Here is a 19,650-nt window from a genome sequence, read left to right on the forward strand (position 1 = left end):
ACTGTTTATTTTTCATTTTTTAATTCTAATTCCATTTGAATATTGGCTCGTTTATAAGGGGTCGGCCTGCCGGTTATTTTCTGAAATCCCATTTTATAATATAAATTGATAGCAGGTTTCAGCGTTGTATTGCTTTCCAGATAAATTTTTGAAGCTCCCGATTCTTTTGCTTTATTGATGATAGCCTGTCCTAATAACCAACCTATACTTTTTCCCTGTGCTTTTGGAGATACCGCCATTTTTGCCATTTCGAAATCGTAATCCGGATCATCCATTTTAATTAAAGCACAAACTCCCAATGGTTCCCCATTATATAATGCAACCAGTATTTTTCCTCCCTTATCCAGAATATATTCTTCAGGGTTATCCAATGCTTTACTATCGGTTTCTTCAATTTCAAAATACGTGGAGATCCATTCTTCATTAAGGGATTTGAATACAGATTGATATTGTTGCTCATAATCCACGATCTGGACATCTTTGCTTTCGCGAAGCTTCTTTTGATCCTGTACTCTTTTGAACATAGATTTTTGTTCCAGTAAGAATTCCCATTCTTCAATAGCTTCCCAAAGATTGTGAGTGGCTTCTTCAATGATTCCGTCAATAGCGTGGTCTATATCTGCACATTGTACTTTGATCATTTTTTCTGCTACTATCTTTCCTTTTTCCGTTAAATCCGTTACATTTCTACGCTTATCTTGTGATTTGATATTATCTTTTACCAATCCTGTTTTGGCCATCTCTTTAATGATTTTAGTAACAGATGGCTGAGAATGGCCTATTAGCTCTGCTATTTCAGTTATAGTTTTTGCCCCTTCATCATAAAGTACAAAGAAAACCGGAAACCATTTGGGTGAAAAATCTATATCATACAATTCATAAATTTTTGCAGCATCTTCGGTTACTTTTGCTGTTAATAGACGCAATCTGCTGCCTAAGGCCATTTTACCTGTTTTATTGAAAAAGTCCATTTCTAAAATTTTTTGCTCAGAGAATTAAATCAAATTTAAAATCAGTTAAATAACTATTTACATAACTGGTTATGCAAATGTATAAAATGAATTTAAATATTCAAATAATTTTTAGTTTTTTATTTTGAATTCTTTCTTTCAGGGAAAACATATAGATTAAAAAGATTTGGAATTTAGTTATTACAAAAGCAAATAGCACCATTTAAAATAATGATGCTATTTGCTTTGATGACCTTGGTAAAATTCAATGGTCATAGATTCTGAATGTTGCTGTTACACGTTCATATCTGTAATATTCTTATAATACAATATAACATTCTTAAGCTCTATCAATGGCAGTTTGCTCTCACTGAGTGATGAAAAGACAGCGATATCGATCTGCAGCCAGGCACCATTGGTGACAGGATTGTGCTGACTGTACCACATTTTAAGGGTATTGGCCAGGCGACATACAAACGGATCGGACTCGTTGAACGAAGGTTGGCATCCTCCGGCAGGAATCTCATAATCAGCAGGAATTTCAAAAGTAAACGGTGCTGCCAGTAATACAGGTAATTCTATTGCTGGCATCACATCATCAGATACAGCCAGTAAAGGATAATTCCAAGATACGCTGAGCTTCACCAGTTGCTCTTTCAATTCATCATACGTAAAGAAGGTACTGAAGAAATTTGCCAATTGCTGGGCTAATGGTAGGTTAAGGCCTGTGTCATTGTTAATCCTGGCAATGTCAAAAGTGCTGTCACTGCTGAGCAATGGGATCAGCTTATTCGAGAACCTTACTAACGGTGTACGGTAAATAAAGTCATTTACTGTAGGGTTATAAGGTACGAGGTCTTCATTTCTGATAATAGAAAGGCCTGCCCACGCGTACTGGAACTGTAATATATTCAATGCATCTACATTAACAGTGCGGGATGGAATATTGAACGATTCTTCCCATGACAGATAAGTGTTATCTCCCGCCTGATACCAATATGCATCAGGAATAGGGTTACCGTTTTTATCGGTAGCATTCACTTTTGTATAATTATCAATCGTAACATATGGTGTTTGAGGAATATCTGTTTCAAGTACATTTTTAGTGCCGCGGTATAATGACAGATCATCGGCTGACATATCCGCAGAAGGGATGATGGTTACCAGAAGACGATTGTCAAAATCAATATCATCTGTCTGACGAATGATAAAATCATAAGCACGGATAGCTGCATTACCATAAGGATTTCCGAAAAGTAAACTATTGAACTGGCTCCAGGCAATAGCCAGGTTATTCGTTAAGGTTACCATAGTCTGCAATGCGTAATAAGCATTGGCCAGATTAGGATCGCTGTTGTCCGACTTGGCGGTAATGAGTTTCAGGTAGCGGTTGAAATCATCTAATACCTGAGGCCATACCGTTACAAATTGTGCCAGATCACTGAAAAGATCTCGGGAAGTAGTTGTAAGCCTTTTTGAGGAAGCATCAGGGATCATGTTAAACTCGATATCAGAGAATATCTTATCCTGTGCCGCCTGATCTTCAGTATAGGAATAGGTAAAGTCCCATTCGGATGCTTTAGCCAGACGAATTTTAGTGGTATCACCTTCTACAGAAACACCTTTACCTGTTTGAGTGGTTAAAGTAGGAGGTGTAGGGTAGTTGCGCAGTACTACAGGTATATCCACATTACCCAAGCTTTGTTGTAAAGAAGCGGCATTAGGCGTGTTACCATTACTGCTTACATCAGCAGGTATAATGAAAGTAAGCCAGTTGGAACCCTGGTAGCCTTTAATGCCTGTTACTTCACTGATATCACATTCCACATGAGTAACTACATAAGTCATATCCAGATCTACGCTGGTAAATTCCTTAGCATTTTTAGTGGTAAAGCTGAATGTGAGGAAGGAATCCGTATCAGTTGTCCCTTTTTCATTCAATTGTATCTTAGAAGTGGAGATGCTGTATTCTTTGGCTTCACCATCTGCCTTGTTATTAATAACCGGTGTTCCGTAGAGTCGAGGTGGCGTTTGATAGCTGCCGGAGGCTACAAAATCTGATTCAGCAGTTACTTCAAATTGTACCAGAGCATTTACGGTATAGGCATTGCCAAGTTGATTAAGCAACTGCTGTTCGAATTTCTCTTTAGCATTCCCAAGACTGGTATTGTCTCCTGATGCAGATGAAACATAAGGTGCTGTAAGTATGGGTTCTATTTCCGAAGCAATAGCTCCGGCAAGTGTTGTTTTAGCATTAGTGATAGCTTGTAGATAAGTAGTGGCATCAATACCTTGTGCTGTGAGCCATTTCTTTTCTTCATCTGATTGCAGCTGATCCACGAGGAAAGCAGGTACTGCATAATCAGCACTTAGGAAAACATCTATGGCATTGAGAGATTGTGCCCCCCAGGTATCCATATCTATGCCTGTAAAATTCTGTATTTCTCCTTTACTGCAATCCAGGCCTTTACCTGTTATATAACTGCATAAAGGAACATCACTTTTCGAGACAAGGCTTGTAGCCAGCGGTTTTGGAGCATAGAATACAGCATTCAGTAAGCTGTAGGTATAGATACTGATGCGGTATTGGTTAAACTGTGCAGCCGTCAGCTGCTGTTGCAATGCAGTGTCGAACAGATCTCTGCTGTCATACAGAGTGCCTACTAAGCTATTGATGGCAGCGGTCACATCTGTTGGTACACCATCAGCTGTCAATTGAGTAATAGAGTCGGTCGTTAACTGATAAGTACCTGCCTGGTTTACCTGCCAGTAAATACCCTGACCGGATCTTAAGCCCATACGTACTACAAACACAGCCTGGCTGTTGGTTCCGCCTGCAGTGGCAGCATTGGTTCCGATGGCGATTTTCAGTTCATAATTACCAGCGCTTAAGAAGGCGGCTTCGAATAAGGCGGCAAACTCATTCAGACTGTATTGAGGATCAGAATCAGTTTGTACCGTTGTGGACATTGTCTTTGGTTTCACTTGCGTAAGAGCCTGAGTTACCAAAGTACTGTCTTTAAAGTCGGTGTTTACGTATTGCAGATCACGGTAAAAATCAAGATTGACAGTGAGTTGTAATATAGAGTGTGTATCTATGTCTGCTGCATTAATTGAGCTGGTGAGCGGATTCATAACCGGAGCCGGAGCCTGATTACCCAAGCTGCGTGCAGACAGATAAGTATAAATGTCTTTTACAAACTGCAGCAACTGGTTGAACTGATCACCAGAAAGATCAACTGCTTTATCAGGTGTAAGCGATGTGCTGAGAGTGGCAGTCAATGTGTTCCTGCCATCAACCGGATTTAATTGAGTCAGTTGATAATATACATTGGTATAGGTCAAAAGATCATTAGCTGCATTTTGTTTCCAATCCTGCTGCTGATCTGCCGGTACATCAGGCAGTTCATTATAACGCTGCGTATTGAAATTGAACTCTAGTTTCAGTTCAGGTTGATTGCTGGTATCAAGATCAAATAAATAGCTAAGTTCCACGCTCGGCCATTTACCTAATCCTTTCAGTTCATCTACATAACCGGTCTGTATAGGTGGATTATTGACGGGGGTAGAAGAATCTAACTGTGGATCACTGAATGGGGTAACGGTTATATTACCATAATAATCTACCCAATCAAAATGTACCTGTACATGATGACCGATGCCGCGGTAAGGATTGTCGTCTTCCTGAGGATAGCCCGCAGGATAATTCATGAAAGGATTAGATCTGGCAAATTTTGCAATAGGAACAACCTGATTATAGTACCATATCAGATCATCCTGGCCATCACTATTGTCTGTTTTACCTAATACATCGTCCTGTGTCTGTGGTTTGGCAGGTCCTGCAGGTAAGCCTACAATACTTTCTGTAAACCAACTGTTCTCCACTATCTGATAACTAAGCAGATTGTACATATTGTTAAGGTATACCTCAGCATAATTCGGATCGGTTATCTTAGGTTGTTTATCAGGATCAGGGTTAGGATTGGTACGGTTCAGGTCGAAGCCGGCAGTACCTTGCTGTACAGAAGCTACTTTATGCAGAATCTGATCGTTGATGGTAAGAGTAGTCGGGTTTACAAAGATATTTACAACATCTCTGGCTGCCCAGGCCATCGCGGCCATATCTATAAAATAATAAGCTGCAATGCTTTCGAATGTAATTCCCGCTTTACCACTGGTACTGATAGTGTATTGTATCTGTGGTAATATCACCAGCTGCCAGAGTGGAAGATTATTCCAATCACTGATACCAGGGTTGAGCTGCTGTATAGCTGTGGCATCAGCTCCATAGTAAGCGGCAATGGAAGATAAAGTATTACCAGGTCCATTGGTTCCCACTTCACATACTAAACCATTAAAGGTGATAGCAGGTACAGGGTATTTTCCAGGATCATTTATATCAGCTTTTGTATTGAGGGTTACTTTTTTATTCAATTCTACCAATTCAGCAGGCAGGATATTGAAGCGGGCGGTAATAGCATCAATGGTATCGTCAGGAGTGTTTACATAGTATGACAATCCTTGTTGCATTTCGCTTTGGGCATATACCACACAAGAATTAGAATCAATTTTATCACCTGTTACTGCACAGGTCATGTAATCACTTGGCTTGTTATTATATTGGCTGCTGTAGGTAACCAGAAGACGCACATTAGCAGTATCGCCTTTACCAAATACGCTGGAAGGAAAACCAGTGTTGCCTTCGGTTTCATTGTACATGAGATAATAGCCTCCTGAGCGGGTAATGCTGCATTCCCATAACAGTCTTATAAAATCATAGATGCTGTTCAGGATACCTGTAGTAGGAGCTGCTTCCGTTGCCATTCTTTCTGCCATTATCAGTGCTGAGGTGTCAGGATTGGTTTCGGTAGAAAGGTTGGCTTGTACAATAAATGTTTTCATATGTTCCATTCCAACGGACAATAAGCCATCCGAGCCTTCATACAGCCATTGTATATCAACTATTTTATCCATGTTATTGCCAGCAGATTTCGGATCCAGTGCCAACAAAAGTCTTTGCAGAATGGTAGCACCTGCTTCCCCCGCACCCAGAAGTTCATAGCTGTAAGCATTTACAGGAGCTGTAGAATCAGTATCCAGCAGTTTGATTTCAATATCTACCATGGTGCTCCATCCATAATAAGAGGATGGACGATAATCCATCACGCCTTTCGCAGCATCGTACTGTCCTATCTGAATGCTGAACGCTGAACCTTGCTCTTTAGGTAATGCCAGCTGATTAAGCAAACCTGAAGGGAATTGCCAGATAAGAGGAGACACATTGCTTTGAGCTTCAGGAGATCCATAAGGGAGTTTCAGCGCTCCGGATGTCTGCCATTGTGTAGTCGTCTGGAAGGTATATTGTACCTGCTGGAGATTAAAAGGCTGCATAGGTGTCAGTTCCAGTACATCTGGTTTTATACCCGTATTTTGTGCATAAGTAAGGAGCGTGTTAATTTGGTTAATATCTTCGGTTGTCAATTTTATATCCAATGTACTGCCTCCTTCCTGTATCGTTTTTCCGTCAAACTGCAGCCAGTTTAAGGAATTGTTAATGAGCTGTATGGAGAAATCGTCAGGAATTGGATTTGGAAGGGCAAATTCCTGGCCGGTAAGCGCATACAGTGCACAATTGGATCCGGTGCAGCTTGAACCTGCTGAAAGGGTAAGACCAGGTAAATTAGTTGGTAAACGCATTCCGTGTAACTGGTAGCGGGACACCATACCGGACAACTGCCCATATGAATTATTATCAGTAAAATACTCCAGAATGCTGCCTATGGTAAGGTATTGCAGACCTGGGATATTGGCATTGGTATATCCATCACCGTTATAGAAGAAATTATCTTGTTGCTGGTTAGCATAATTGGTAGCCAGCAGAGCGGCTGTGGTATTGTATTGCTGTGCCAGTGTATCCAGTGTGTCGGCCTGAGCAGCATCGGTGAAAGTAGCGGTAGTATGTATAAAAGGTTGTACTAGTACCTGACCAAGCGGTTGAACTTGCTGCGCCTGAACCTGTGCGTTGCATGCAAGATCCTGAGGGGTAACCGTAGTGCCTGTTAGCGCTGAAATAGCCGTTGCCATGCTGGTAAGTGTATCTCCTGGTACAATAGTGTATTGAGTCGTATTGTATTCAAAGCTGTTACCTGCAATAAACAAACCTGGCGTTATCTGGTTTTGCATAAGTAGGGTGCATACCTCAATATTTTTATAAACATCCGTGCTGATGCTGTTAAAGGTATCTTCGTTTTTCGCAGTATAGATTGCTGCACCAATAATCAGCCAGCTGCCTATCGTAAGTATTGCCGTATTCTGGAAGTTGGTATCAGCTGCAAGATCATCTACCGTTGTTTTTAATCCTGCTGCTATGGTATTGATGGTATCTGTAGCCTGTACATTATAGGAGTTCCCTTTATAGGTAATAGTCTGTGGTGCTAATAATCCCGGAACGGCTGCATTTTCAGAAATCAGCATGTTGGCTGTAATGGCATATATTGCAGCCACAGAAGTAAAGGTATCGCTTTCTACGATATCATACATTACACCTGTTATTATTATCGGTTTATTACCGGTAAGCGGGTGTGTCTGGTTAGCCGTAGCAATATCCTGCACAGTTACCTTATTTCCTGTTCCATCTACGGTGATACCATTGGCCCAGTTTATCATGGCTGAGAAACTATTTCCATTGTTGAGACGATAGGTAAAGTTATCCATGGCATCGGAAGCATAACCTGCCAGTTGTTTGCCTAAAAGCACGAAGTAATCTTCAAAAACAAAAGTAGACATACTCCATTGTTGCGGATCGGCTGCCACGGCAAGCTTAGCAGCAGAGGCTGTTTCTTCCTGAACTTTTACGGCCAGTTCATTGAACCATTCTTTCACTGCTGAAAGGTATTCCTGGGTGGCCATGTTATAATTATTGAACTGGATGTCCAATGAGATATCAGGTACTTTCAGATCAAGATCAAAGAACATAGGGAAAATGGCAGCTGCAGACAAATCGCCTTGCAGTAGCTGAACATTTACTGCCTGGAAGCTGTTTTGCAGGAAGTTGAGCAAATCACTCGTTGGTATAGGGAAAGGGTTATTTTCGCTGGACAGGAACGTGATCAATGCATCAAGATCAGCTTTTGAAATACCTTCCGTATCTACTTCCGTACGGAATGATTGTGACGGAGTGTGGTCAATATAGTTGAGCATCAGCCAACGGAAGAAATCTGAACATAAATATTCAAAGGAAGTGGTGGTTTCATTACCATTACCCGACGGATCTGGCGCATCAATGAACAGAGTTGCTACATATTGTGCAGACTGATCTTTCAGATTACCGTTTTCCGGTCCTGCTACTGTTAAATGAGGTACAAAATACAAGCTCAATGTAGGCAGGGTGTCTGAAGAAGTTTCTGTCAAAACAGAATGGTAATTCATAGGCATGTGTGGTGAACGGCGGATCACCATTACATCCGATATCGTTTCCTCAGTTGATTCAACTCCATCTATTGCTGCAAAAGTAACAGGTATAGTACCATCAAGCGGCGTTGCTATGCGGGCTGGTGCAACACGTACTGTTGCTGCCGGAGCTGACAAACGAGCTGCAGCCTGCGGAGCCTGAAGATTATTGTTCCAAGGAGCTTTGGCTGTCTGGTCTGTACCGATAGTGAGATCGAAACGAATCCTGGCAGTAAAGGTAAAATGAATGGTAATAGAGAATATTCCCAGATTTAGCTTGGCAGATACTCTTACATCTACTGAAGCTACAATAGCCAATGGTATTTTGTTATAGGCTTCAAAAGTTGCCTGTGCATATACCATGACCGTAATATTAACACTGGCAGATATGATTCCGAAGTCTATAGACCCATATAATTTACCAATAATTCCGATGGTGCCTTGCAGATAATAATAATAGGAGGTTTCTACCTGTTCTTTATTGCTTTCCTGTAAAGTACCGCTGTAAGGATAGTAAGCGGCTATCACTCCTTCAATAATCCCAAACATAGTAACACTGAAGCCCGCGCTGAGAATACCATAGTTTACACTGTATCCTACACCTACCTGCAAACCGATCCCAAATACAATTACCGGGTTAAAATTTCCATAATTGGTTTTAGGTACTTTATTGGTAGTGGCACTGCTTAGTTTTCCGAAATAAAAGCCTCCTGAACCCATTGCTGGAATACCAGGTGGCACAATAGCCTGTACGGTGAATGAGCGGGAGAAGTCCATGTTGTAAGGGAAGCCGATATCTACCGTAAAATCACCATTGGTGTAGATTTCGATTCCGATGGAAGGTAATGTGATATTAACTGCTCCAAACTGCAGATAACGCAGTGCGTTGGGCAGGGTAAGATCCATTTGATAGACACCAATGGAGTCGGAGATCTTTTTATACATGATCTCAAAATCGAGACCTTCAAATATTTTGGCTTTACCACCTGCCATAGCGATGCGTAGACCATATAGATTAGGATCATTAAATACTACCTGCATATCCAGAGTCCATACCGGTTTATCTTTGGTACCTGCATTCAGGATCCCAAAATTGGTAGCGATAAGCCAGTTGCTGTCTTCGTTGAATTTCAACAATGTATTTCCTGAGCCAGGTCCTATAGGTACTGTGCCGGGCTTTGGTTCGGCAAAAGCTTCCTGCATGGCCTTAGTGACATCTTTGATGGAGTTGTATTGGGCAGGATTTGCCAACTCTACATGCTGTCCCATTGCCAGCAGACGCAGATCGAAATACTGGTTACCTTGTCCCGGAACATCCGGCATTTTCTGAATATCCTGTCCGCCGCTGGCTGGTTTGAAAAGGTTACTTTCATTGATAGAAGGCACAACGGAATTACCATCGAAGGTAATAAATACACCTTTTTGGGTTTTAGTAAGGTTGATACCGTTGATATTGATGAATACCAGATTAAGCGTTTTAGGTAATTTATAGGTAACCTTAATATCTTTGGTATCGAGGTTATAAGTAACTGAGAAGCCATCCAGGCTTATTTTGTTGAGTATATCCCACGGTGCATCAAGCTCGAATGTCGGATTGAATAACATCTTCATGAAGGAAGTGATCAGTCCGCCCAATGTCCAGTTCTTGATGGAGAAAACAATGGTACGGCTTTGTCCGCTTACATCATACATCGCTGTAAAACCTTCCCAGGTAATAGCAAGCTGCTGGTTATTTTCAGAGAAGTTATAGCTGATGTCAACAGTAGCGTTGAAATATTCCAGAGTTACGCTGCCTAATACACCACCGGAATATTTACCAGTACCCGAATTATTGCTTGCGGCCTCATATTTCAGCCAGAGATTGGCTATGATATTGATCTTCTGATCGATAATTGGGAAGGTGAATATCCATTGCAGTCCTCCTTTTACTTCATAGCTGCTTTGTCCTGTTCCACTTGGGATAGTGGCGCTCAGTGAGAACTGAGTGATGTTTAAACTGTCAGGAAGGAAGCTGGTTGGCAGACTGATGGTCTCAAATAATTGCTTGATGAGCTCACCCAGATTTAAATTACTGCCTTCAGGCATAGCTATACTTAAGTCCCAACCGTCAGAAGAATTATAATTTACATCTGTATTGAGCTGCAAGCTGCCAATTGCAAACAATCCGGATACCTGAGCCGTAAATATGCTCGGGCCGGTGCCGCTTGCAGGTGAGGAAGAAGTGAGACGAAGGGTTCCGTCCGTTACCGAAACGTTCGTGATGAAATTGAGGTCGATATTGGCATTCGCATAAAACTCATAATACTTGCTGTTGATATCCATATTGATACCGAAAGCGGTAAATTCAACCAGCAAGAGGTTTTCAGGGATCGTAATAGCTCCGGCAGTAATAGCTGATAATAAATTATTAAACGTTACCGATCCTGTAAATGCCGCAGAAAGATTCAGACCAGAAGTGATTTCTACATCAAAACCTCCTACAAATAGGGTAGGAAAGAAGTTGACTCTGGCACTGAAATATAAGCTTTGTGAATTGGTAGTACCCGGATCAATGATGACCCAGTTCACATCAAATTGTTCAATAACAAAATTATCGAAAAGCGTCCATGCGCCATTCGATCCTATATAAGCTGATACACTGTTTATACTCAGTCCGTTACTGAAATCCAAAGAGGTATTGAATCCTTTAAAAGCAATACTGTTGAGAAACTGTTGTAAGGTAGGAGGAATATTCTGAAACCAGTTTTGTCCTGCCATCAACCCAAATAAATTGAGTGGTGTGAGCGGCTTGTCAGGCTCGGCTGCTACATTCAGCAGGAAAGAGGATGAACCTGATTCAACGGCTGCACTAAAATTCAGTACAATTGCATCGCCCGCTGCTAGTAACAAACGGAAGTAGAGTATGGGGGTCTGTACTTTTTGTGTTTCCTCTTCTGCCAGCATCAGACCGTCATCTGTTTCATACTCAATGCGTAATGCATCTCCTTCGTCTTCAGGTTCTGTAGTAACCGTTTCTTCTTCTGTTTTGATCTGAAACCCGACACCAGGGTTACTCACTTTCAGGAATCCTAATGATATCAGGGTAGCATCAATATTTACAAACAGGTCCAGCTCAGGATAAACAATATCTTCATTGTTAACCTGCGAAGGATCTATACTTCCCACAAGGGCCAGTTGGGTGGATGAGGTCCAGGAAGTAAAGAAATTCACAACAGGCTGAAGCCATTTGGTTAATGTAATCAAGGCAGCGAAGTTCTGTCCTTCTGTTAAGGAAATACTTTTTTTCTGCCAGTTGAAAGCACTTACTGCTTGTGTACTGAAAATAAAAGAAGGAGAGGTATAAGGAAGATTATCGAATACACCACCCTTCATATAAGGCCAGCTGGTAGCAAATATCCAGTTGGAGAGATTGATTTGTATGGTAAACTGAACTTCATCCGCATCATTTGCTGTAACAATTAATGTAACGGAAGTATTACTCTTTTCTACATTGAGTATTGCAGCCGTTGCACTGGAAATCGTTAATGTGTTTCCCACAGGCTCAGGAATGGAAGTACCGGAGACATCGATCAACAGATACGAATCAGTGGGTAATTTGTAGCTTTTGGACAACAGATCATTGAGTCCAACCTGTGGTATCAGGTCCGAATCGGTAAAAGATGCTACATTAATGGTAATATTGTTATTATTGGCAGCGGCCTGGCTCCTGAAAGTAGCAGCTAATTTGGATAAGCTCATAATAAAATGATATTCGGTTAAACATCTACAATTAGTCCCATGTGGTCACTGGTACTTCTTACCCTGCGGTAATTGTCCCAGCCTACAAAAGTGGTCAGAGCTCCTATATCGCCTCTGTCAAAACCACCATGTCCTGTAGGCCCTGCCGGCGGAAGCGGTAAAGCGGAGGGCAAACCTGCTGCAGGCATTCCCACGTTCAAAGCCATAGCAGAGTCATATACCAGGCTGCCGGGCGGCGCACCAGCTATAGGCGGGGCATCGAGATTGTATGGCGTACCGGTTATTCTGTTTACAATGGTGATATTGGTAGAGGGGCCAACAGCTGTTCCTCCGCCATAACGTGTAAGTATATTATCTACACTTGAAAAAGTTTTTGGTATTACATATTCATAACCAGGATATCCGTTGGTTTGCCATGGTTTTGCATTATCGTATGATCTGATCATAGTGCATACATAAGCTTTGTCAGGCCACACATTGGGAGTAGGATTTATTTGCCGTGTATAGCCAACACCTAGTGGAGGATTAGTCACTAACCTGCCGTAAGCAATAGGTTCGAAATTAGTGTTGAATATATCAACATTAAAGTCACCTACTATTACACCTACTTCATTCGCGACAAGACTTGTCGTCATCTCCTGGATATAGGATAACTGATTGGTTCCATCTGCTGACTGCTGTTTTTTTGGAGAAGCATGAAAAGCTAATAATTTGATGGTTCTTGTGCTCGCAGGATCCCAGAATGTAGTTAAAAAAGGAGTTCTGTTATACACATTAGGAAACCCTAATACAGGTGCCACACCGCCAACTACAGGTCCACGGAACTGCCATTGGCCTGCCAGTCTGCGATAGGGTATACCTGGATTGATAGGATTATTTCCTGCAGGTGCAGTGCCCAGTGGTAATGCATTCTTCCAGTTAATTCCATAATTCACCAGATTTCCTGCTCCGATAGTAGCAACCGAATCGGAAGGATTGGCATCGCCCTGCCATCCCCAGGGGCCTGTGAATTGTACTCTGGCATGATTATAAAATACAGAAATACCTTCCTGTACATTGCCTTGTCCCAATCTGAGCGGAGGAACAAGTCGCCAGTCATTAGGTGCGGGAAACCAGGTTCTTAATTGTTTTAATAAGAACAGACTGCCTGTTTCCCCGCCTGTCGTTACCAGTGTGCCCGGGGTACCTGTGCCTGTAGATGTTTCTACTACCACAAAGATATCAGGTGTATTTTGGATAAGCGTAGTACGGATGACTTCCCTTCTGTAGCCAGCTTGTGGTGGAGGGATCGTAAGAGTATCATCCCATTTCCGCTTAGCTTTGGGTTCATTTATTTTGTTGATTCCGAACTTTTCAATATTCCAATATAAGATGCGAACCATGAGAGATGTAGTTTTTAATTAATTCCAATAAAGGTTTATATATCTTTGTTATAGGCAGCATACCAGCCCAGGCTTTTAGCTGTGGCACCGGGATTGGGATTGCCGAATAACAGAAAATCGGTATTACCGCCAGGTGGAAGTTTTAGTATCCCCAGCAATTTCAGAGCAATATTGGACAAGGTGAGCAGATAAGATTGTTGGTCTGCCACATATTGCAGGCTCAGCTTATCGATGGTGAGCTTCAATACACCTTGTATGCTCAGCAATTTGGCGTTGCTGGCAGTACCGGGCAGCTTGATGCCTACAAATGCATTATAGCCGGGAGCTGCACTTTTAGAACCTGGACTCCATGCTACAAGCAAACTTGCATTAAAACCTGCACTGCTGGCCAGTTCACCAGGTGATCCCATATTAAGTGTCATTTGTAATCCATACCAATCACCTGCAAGCCCGGTAGCATTAATACCCGGTAAGGCCAGTTTTAAATATCCCTGACCTGATGGAGCTGATTCATCATTTCCACTCAACAGCTTATTGATCTGTAATGCAAAGTTGGGATAAAGACTTCCGGATCTGGAATTACTTTGTGATGAGTTGAATGCAATCTGTGAGGCATCAAAAGCAAAGGTTGTAACCGTTGGGGTATTAAGGTTGAATGCCATATTTACATACAGGTTGCTGTAATTGAGTCCTCGCTGTAACGCATCACTATTCAATTTGATCCCAAATGAAAAAGCATCCAAAGGATAATCTGCATCACCTTCATTAAGAGGCGGGGCTGTCATGGTATCAAAGTTGAGGTATCCCCACATCGTAAATCTTGATTGTATATCTAGTGCTGCAGGATCTGTGGTGAGTGTATTGAATTGTATCTTGGTAATTTCTACGTTGGTCAGTAAATTGCTGTCAAAGAAGAACAGATTATCATCCTTGTTATCGAACACATAGACTGGTGTTCCATTATGATCCTGATAAGTACCGTTAAGCACTACCGTATTCAAGCTACCGGAGCCATAGGGATTATTAGTACCAATAACTTTATCAGAGAACAAATTGTTCATAGTCAGCTGTAATTTGCTGGCAAAATCCTTGATGGCTGTATTTTCAAACAACACCTGCAGAAATAGTACTTTAAAATCGTAAGTAGCTCCTGCTGCAGGCTGCACCGGCTTATTGGGATTCAGCCCCTGTGATATCTGCTGAGCATAGGCGGGATCTACATAATTAATCAATCCAAAAAGCGAGCTTACAGGGTCCATAGTTATCACATCACCGGCATTTACCCGGTTCACTTCTATACCGAAATGATGGGCATAGAAGTTCTTGAGGTTGATTCCGCTGATCAATCCTTTTAATTGCTGTGGAAATTCCTGTAAGTCAATTGTTGCTTTTAATGCCAGGATACCATTCCAGTCAGGATCGTTGATAATGGCATAGAATTTTTCATAATATTTTAATTGATCTGATGAAGGATCGTCTTTTGCCTTTTGATATGAATCTACCGCATCTTGTAAATAAGTCTGGAGCCAGGAAGATACTGCGACCAGCTGATTATAAGAAGCTGTGGGATCGGTGTTATTTTTATCAATATTAAATGCATCGGCCTGTGTCCATTCTTTTGGATTTTTTACCCGGTCGATGATGGAGCCTTTGCAGAACTTAAAGATTAAAACATTATTATAGTCGGCATAGGTGTTGTTCGTTCCAACATTCAGGTCAAACGGCCAATCTTCAATAGACATTTTATTGTTGAATATGGGTTGACTGCTGAAACCGCCACCGGGTGTATTCATTGTTGAAAACAAATCGCCCAGATATTGGTTATTAGTCATCACCAGAAATTGTTGATTGGTGAGAAAGGCGCTTTGCATTTGCGGCATCAGATTGATGAAGCTGAGCTGGTATTGTGGCGGGGTTGCCGGTGTCTGACCTTCAGGATTAAGATACTCAGGTGAACCGCTGTTTACCGTATTCTGAGCCAGGTTCAGTAAACTCCAGCTGCCATCATTATTTACATTAGCCACTAAGCCTTGTGGCGTTGTGGAGGCTGTATAGGTTGCCGCCCCCGTCTTGAACATGGCTCTTTTAGCCTGGCTTTTACTGGCACGCGGGGTAGTGAAGGCATCCGATATTAAAGTTTTTCTTTTAGCACTGAGAACCTTGGATTCAAAAGTGCCAATACCTTCAGCACTGGGTGGCGGGACAGGGTTTACACCGAGATAAGGAGCCATAGGCACAGAAAAGCTGTTGTCCTGCGGCATATCTACGGAGGGTTCATAAAAGCCAAGGAATCCTGTTATATTGTTATCCGGAGATGCTACTCCATGATCTTTGGCATATAAAGAAGCACCCTGAGGCTGCGAGGAATATTGCACACTGTCCGGTGTGGCTGCCACAATATTAGCCCAAGCTGTCAGATAAGTGCTGTCAAGTACCGGTTTATCGGTACCTGGATTGGCCAGAGATACTTCCTGGCCTGGAAAATTAGCAGCAAAGGCTGCTTGTTTTGATTTAAAACGTATGGTGTCTCCGGTAACAGTACCGGAATTATTTTTATAAGGAGTAAATGTAATGACTTCTGTACCTGAGAGGCCGGGTAGTAAGCTGTATTGTCCGTTTTCATCGGCAAAAGCAGCCTGTGAAATACCGGGATCAAGATAGTAATCTCCTTCCGGCGAAAGGTAGTAAGGTTTAATGCCAGCCGCATCCTGTGGAGATATGACAAAGCGGGCACTATTGTCTGTTGGAAATAAATTATTGACCGGGGCTCCGGAATCTATCATATCCACTGCCGGCCATAAGGTAAGAGCATACCCGGTATTGATGGCATAATAACTCGGCAGGCTTGCTGCTCTTGTTTTGCCGGTATTTGTATTGTAGATCTGACCGGTAATGGCGAAGTAAGTGTTCAGTCCATTCTTATTGGCCACATCTAGCAGATCGATTTCAGTCTGGGTAATGAGGTAATCATTATTGCTGCCTGTTTGCAGCATAGGATAAGCAAAGTAGGAGGGATTTGTACTATCTCCGTAGTAATAGTTGTTTTGCAAACCATATCCTTTAAAATCCAGCTTCATATTCAGTCCCAAAGAAAAACGGAAGGAACCTGTTCCCGGACCGCTGAAAGGGATTGTAATATCACTTCTGAAAAGAGAATTGGTACCAAATACTTTATTGGCAAAGCTCATATTGGGACTGCCGGATTTCCAGATAAGCCGTAGCGCATTGGGAGCTTCATCCGGTTGTAATGTCATAACGGTATTGTTCTGGATGGTAAGTGTACCAAAGCCGCTACCAATAGTTACATTAAACGTTTGTCCAACCACAAAAGGTTTGCCAGTACCATATTGTGCAAAGTTGAGTACCGTTGTATTGAGGGTAGAGGGTTTTTTATCCGGATCGCTTAACCATGCTGTGGTGAGATTGGCCGTTACATTTTGCCGGAAATTCGACAGGTAAGGCCGGTAGCTGTCAATGAAGTCCTTTGTATCAGTGGGTACTGTTGTAGCAAACAGAAAATATACCTGTTGCAGGGTTGCTGCCTGAAGACTAATGGTGGGATCAGTATAAGAAGATCCTTCCGGAAGTAATAAAGCGGTCCAATGCTGCCCTGTCTGATTGTATATATAGAGTGCAGGATTTCCGGAATTTTCATTGCTGAATATGATCTCTGTTTCGGATTGTGCCATAAGAATAATTATCAGTTCTCAAGGTGAGATAAGTGAATACTTAACCAGGACAGAATAACATAACAGTAATCAGAACATTCAAAAGAGAAAGATTGAGTACAGTGATCCTCGCGCCGGCGAAATTGCCTACAGCAACAACCTGTTGCCCAGGCTTTAAAAAATGAGTGCCATTGAAGACTTCCGTATTATCTAGCCGGATAGTATCATTATCAGGTGCACCGGTGAGAGTGATCATCGCTATATTAGCCTGACTGGTATTGGTGATCGAACAGATACAATCGCTTCCGTTATTGGTATCTTTTTGTGCGAATTCAAAACGTGAAAGCAATAAGGTATCAGCTTTAGACTTAACCACACCCTGAGCCATTGCCAGGGTATGGCTAAGAATAAATAATAAAATAATCAGAAAGTGGAGTTTACCGCTGCACTTAGGTTGTTTGTGTTTGGCACTGAATAGCTGCTTCAGCATCATTTTGGGAATTAGTTATGTTGGTGATAGTGACTGTTGAGCCTCCAAAATCACCAAAAGCAGTAACAACAATATTGGGAGAATTAGGTTTTAAAGAATAGATACCGTCAAATATTGTTCTTGACTGAGTTCCATCTTCTACAGTAATACCACTTCCGGGAGCTCCCGAAATAGCAAATTTTAATACATTGCTTCTGCTGGCGTTAGCGATAGTAATCGTTGAATTTGTACCGTTTGCAGTATTCCAGGTACAGTATTGATTTGATGTGATACTAGCTGTTCCGCTTTGGTCGATAGTTGGGTTTTGTGATGCCATAATTATTGGTTTTTAAAAGTTATAAAAAATATTTTTGAAGATTGTAATGTTATTACAGAACAAGACTTAATTTTATGTATGTATTACAGTTTACAGTCGGTGATAGTTCTCCTTCATTTCTAAATCCAACTCTATATTAATATCTATAAAGGCCTCATAATTCGTGGTCTTTTGAACCCTGTTTGTGGTTGAGTTTCTTATCTCTTTCCGCTTTAATTTATGAACAGGCTTTTCAAAATTTACCTTTGTTTATCGTGTTAAAAGCTTCATCAGATAACGATTCAAAGTAAAGAAAATAAAATAATACACTGCTAGGTGAAAGTACCGAAATTAGGGATTACGTATTTATACGTAAGTGCATATCTGCTAGTATAATAATATGGTAGGAAATAAAAAACGACAGAGAAGTGTGGTATCTTCAGCTGTCGGTTTTGAATATTATTAGACTTTTTTGTATAGATTATAACTTACAATATTTTAAATAGAAACATTTAATAATCGTCACTGCTTGTCTTTGATTTCGGGAAGCTTAATTTCTTTATTGTAGAGCAGGTTAACTACATTTTTCATGAAATTCTCTTTATCAATTCGTTCCCCATTAGTATCATAAGCGATGGAAAGATCGGCTTCTTTATTATAGATCAGAATAGCGTGTGATCCTAATGTATCGCCACCATGTCCATAAAATATAATACCATCGAAATCCCAGATTGCCATCCCTCTTCCCCAACTTTCTTTTTCTGGTACAGGCTGCATCAGCGCCAGAGATTCTTTCTTCAGAATATTGTTATGAAATAAATTGTTGATGAAAATATTCAGATCGTAAGGAGTTGCAGAGATATCGCCTACACCTATTACATTGGGGAAGTCTATATCCTTTTTCAGGATATTCCAGGAATTATTTTCATAATGATAGGGGAGAAATACATTTTTTTGATCTGGTTTGAACGATGTTAAATTTTTTAATCGGAGCGGTTTTACAATTTCTGAATGAACTAGTTTTTGAAAGGATTTTTTATGCTTTTGTTCAAGAATTTTTGTTAAAAGATAATAAGCTGTATTGGAGTAGGCTACCTTTTCGCCCGGCTCAAAAGTTTTGCCTTGTTTGATAATCAAAGCCATAATGTCTTTGTCACTTACTTTTTCCGTTACCCATACTTCTCCATCTTTTACCACATAGCTTCCCAGTCCGCTGGTATGCCCTAATAAATTTTTAATAGTTATTTTATCTGAATTAGGAATTTCCGGATAAAATTCCGAAAGTTTATCATTTAAACCCAATTTGTTCTCTTCAATTAATTTGAAAATCAAAACGGCGGTAATCATTTTGGTTACAGAACCTACCTGGTATCTGGTATTCTTATCATAAGTAAGTTGAGGTATATTTTTTTGTCCGAAATTTTTAGTATATACCTCTTTACCATTTTTAAAAATCGATAAACTGCCCACTCCTAGATTATTATTTTCAATATAATTGAAGTAATTGTTTAATTTTTCAGAATCGATATTTTGAGAAAAAAGATGGTGTGAAATAAGAAGCAGCAGTAAAGCAATTGTATTTTTCATGGTTAGTTATTGTTTATAAGTCATAAATATGACAGTTCGGTCGTCAAATATATTACAATTGTTAATATTTTTATCGCATTAAAAGAAAAGT

Annotated in this window: 7 protein-coding genes; all 7 read right to left on the reverse strand. The window is 41.0% G+C overall.

Translation table 11 applies throughout. From position 1 onward, the window contains the following. Nucleotides 1-5 precede the first annotated feature (5 nt). Nucleotides 6-971: a helix-turn-helix domain-containing GNAT family N-acetyltransferase gene (locus F3J23_RS14355; protein ID WP_167030305.1), complete on the reverse strand. Its 966-nt coding sequence runs from the start codon at nt 969-971 to the stop codon at nt 6-8. A gap of 273 nt (nt 972-1,244) precedes the next feature. Further along, the gene (locus F3J23_RS14360; RefSeq protein ID WP_167030307.1) at nt 1,245-12,137 is read right to left on the reverse strand and encodes a LysM peptidoglycan-binding domain-containing protein; all 10,893 of its coding nucleotides are present in this window, start codon (nt 12,135-12,137) and stop codon (nt 1,245-1,247) included. 17 nt (nt 12,138-12,154) lie between these two features. Next, nucleotides 12,155-13,519, reverse strand: coding sequence for a hypothetical protein (locus F3J23_RS14365; protein WP_167030310.1), 1,365 nt, complete (start codon nt 13,517-13,519; stop codon nt 12,155-12,157). Between the two features lie 35 nt (nt 13,520-13,554). Further along, a complete protein-coding gene (locus tag F3J23_RS14370; RefSeq protein ID WP_167030313.1) occupies nt 13,555-17,208 on the reverse strand; it encodes a hypothetical protein in 3,654 nt (1,217 codons plus the stop codon). A gap of 40 nt (nt 17,209-17,248) precedes the next feature. Continuing rightward, nucleotides 17,249-17,677, reverse strand: coding sequence for a hypothetical protein (locus F3J23_RS14375; protein ID WP_167030316.1), 429 nt, complete (start codon nt 17,675-17,677; stop codon nt 17,249-17,251). Beyond that, the gene (locus F3J23_RS14380; protein WP_167030319.1) at nt 17,637-17,993 is read right to left on the reverse strand and encodes a hypothetical protein; all 357 of its coding nucleotides are present in this window, start codon (nt 17,991-17,993) and stop codon (nt 17,637-17,639) included. Before F3J23_RS14380 ends, F3J23_RS14375 begins: the two co-directional genes overlap by 41 nt. Nucleotides 17,994-18,494: 501 nt before the next feature. Next, entirely contained in the window at nt 18,495-19,559 is a 1,065-nt protein-coding gene (locus F3J23_RS14385) for a serine hydrolase domain-containing protein (RefSeq protein WP_167030322.1), read from the reverse strand. Nucleotides 19,560-19,650: the final 91 nt, after the last annotated feature.

The sequence above is a fragment of the Chryseobacterium sp. Tr-659 genome, from assembly GCF_011752975.1.
Classification (GTDB): Bacteria; Bacteroidota; Bacteroidia; order Flavobacteriales; family Weeksellaceae; genus Chryseobacterium.

Coding starts and splice junctions, on each gene's coding strand:
- F3J23_RS14355 (WP_167030305.1), bottom strand. CDS start 971: ATGGACTTTTTCAATAAAACAGGTAAAATGGCCTTAGGCAGCAGATTG.
- F3J23_RS14360 (WP_167030307.1), bottom strand. CDS start 12,137: ATGAGCTTATCCAAATTAGCTGCTACTTTCAGGAGCCAGGCCGCTGCC.
- F3J23_RS14365 (WP_167030310.1), bottom strand. CDS start 13,519: ATGGTTCGCATCTTATATTGGAATATTGAAAAGTTCGGAATCAACAAA.
- F3J23_RS14370 (WP_167030313.1), bottom strand. CDS start 17,208: ATGGCACAATCCGAAACAGAGATCATATTCAGCAATGAAAATTCCGGA.
- F3J23_RS14375 (WP_167030316.1), bottom strand. CDS start 17,677: ATGCTGAAGCAGCTATTCAGTGCCAAACACAAACAACCTAAGTGCAGC.
- F3J23_RS14380 (WP_167030319.1), bottom strand. CDS start 17,993: ATGGCATCACAAAACCCAACTATCGACCAAAGCGGAACAGCTAGTATC.
- F3J23_RS14385 (WP_167030322.1), bottom strand. CDS start 19,559: ATGAAAAATACAATTGCTTTACTGCTGCTTCTTATTTCACACCATCTT.